Annotated in this window: 3 protein-coding genes; all 3 read right to left on the bottom strand. The window is 44.2% G+C overall.

What is annotated here, in order from left to right:
* A partial coding sequence (locus ACW12G_RS07775) for a signal recognition particle receptor subunit alpha (protein WP_455647696.1) occupies positions 1 to 457 on the bottom strand: 457 nt, incomplete at its 3' end.
* 64 nt (positions 458 to 521) lie between these two features.
* Positions 522 to 866: a YlxM family DNA-binding protein gene (gene ylxM, locus ACW12G_RS07770; RefSeq protein WP_010000174.1), complete on the bottom strand. Its 345-nt coding sequence runs from the start codon at positions 864 to 866 to the stop codon at positions 522 to 524.
* A partial coding sequence (gene ftsY, locus ACW12G_RS07765; RefSeq protein ID WP_455647695.1) for a signal recognition particle-docking protein FtsY occupies positions 863 to 1,843 on the bottom strand: 981 nt, incomplete at its 5' end. The genes ftsY and ylxM, both read right to left, overlap by 4 nt.

Below are 1,843 nucleotides of genomic sequence, written 5' to 3'. Positions count from 1 at the left end.
CAACTGTTTGTAGCTGTTTAATCGCTGCTGGACGATAAACGTCGGCAGATACCATTGCTACTTTTTTCTTTTGACGTTCTTTTAAGAAACGTGCCAGTTTTGCCGCAGTAGTTGTTTTACCCGCACCTTGCAAACCAGCCATCATAATGATCGTTGGGATTTTTGGTGACTTATTCAACGGTACGGCTTCTTCACCCATAGTTGCCGTCAATTCATCATTAACAATTTTGACAACTTGTTGGGCTGGGTTCAAACCTTCTAAAATGTCGGCGCCGCTGGCCTTTTCACGGACATTGGTCACAAACCTTTTCACCGTGTCATAGTTGACGTCGGCTTCCAACAAGGCCAAACGAATTTCGCGCATCGTTGCACGTAAATCTTCTTCACTGACACGACCACGGCCGGTCAGGTTTTTCATTGCCTTGGATAGGCGTTCAGTTAAATTTTCAAATGCCATAATCTTTGTATAACACCGGACTGTCGCCAGCGGTACTATATCTCCCCTTTTTAGCGTCTTGGCACTAGTCTTCTATTTCATGCGCCATTAATTGTGACACCAGCTGCTTTAACTGGTCATCTTTATTATAATACAAGCTAATATAATCTTGCACTTGCTGCTCAATGGCTGCACGCGCCTCAAAGTCTGCTTGTAAATGCAAGACTTGTTCGTATTTGACTAATTGATCAATCCCACGCTTAATATTGTCCGACACAGCTTGTCGACTGACATGCTCTGCTTCCGCAATTTCAACAATGGAATAATCATCTTCAAAATAATAACGCAAATAATCCTGCTGTTTAAGTGTCAATAAGCCACCATAAAAGCCAAATAACCGCGTAATCTGATTTTTCTCTGCGAAATTCATGCGATTAAGTCCTTAAAGAGGCCATAAATGAATTCTTCTGGTTTGAATTCACGCAAATCTTGCGCTTTTTCACCAAAGCCAATCCATTTTACAGGCAATTGCATCTCATTACGAATGGCAAACACAATCCCACCTTTGGCCGTCCCGTCCATCTTAGTCAACACAATGCCTGTAACATCCGATGAATCCTTAAAGAGTTTGGCTTGCTGTAACGCATTTTGACCCGTCGTCGCATCCAAAACAAGCAAGACTTCATGCGGTGCATCTGGAATTTCGCGTTGAATAATACGCTTCATCTTTTCCAACTCTTGCATCAAGTTCACGTTGTTTTGTAAACGACCCGCCGTATCCACAAACAAAATATCATAATGTTCATCACGTGCCTTAGCAACGGCTTCGTACACAACTGATGCGGGATCCGCCTTTTCTTTACCCGCAACCACTGGGACATGGGCACGTTCGCCCCATTCTTGCAATTGCTTGGTGGCGCCAGCACGGAAAGTATCAGCGGCTGCCAATAACACTGACTTGCCTTGTTGTTGATACTTTGTGGCTAACTTTCCAATCGTGGTTGTTTTACCCACACCGTTGACACCAACGAACAAGATAACGGTAGTGCCGTTGGCATTAAAATGCATGGTCGCATCTTCATTAACACCGTCAGCTTCATACATGTCAACCATTTTTTTAATGATGACTTGTTTCACATCTTCTGGTCGCTTGGCATTGGCAAGCTTGACTTCTTCACGTAAGTCATCCGAAATCTTGATGGCCATGTCAAAACCAACATCAGCGCCCACCAACGTTTCTTCAAGTTCTTCAAAAAAGTTTTCATCTACCGAACGGAAATTAGCCAAAAATTGGTTGAACTTGGCGGCAAAACCAGTCCGTGTCTTGGTCAAACCTTGTGTATAGATTTCCTGCTCGGTCACAACTTCGGCTTCCGCTTCGGCTCCGGCTTCGGCGTCGGCTTCGGC

The sequence above is a fragment of the Leuconostoc sp. genome (assembly GCF_965300815.1).
The sequence above is the reverse complement of the archived record's forward strand: the minus strand, read 5'-3'. Positions and strand labels throughout refer to the sequence as shown.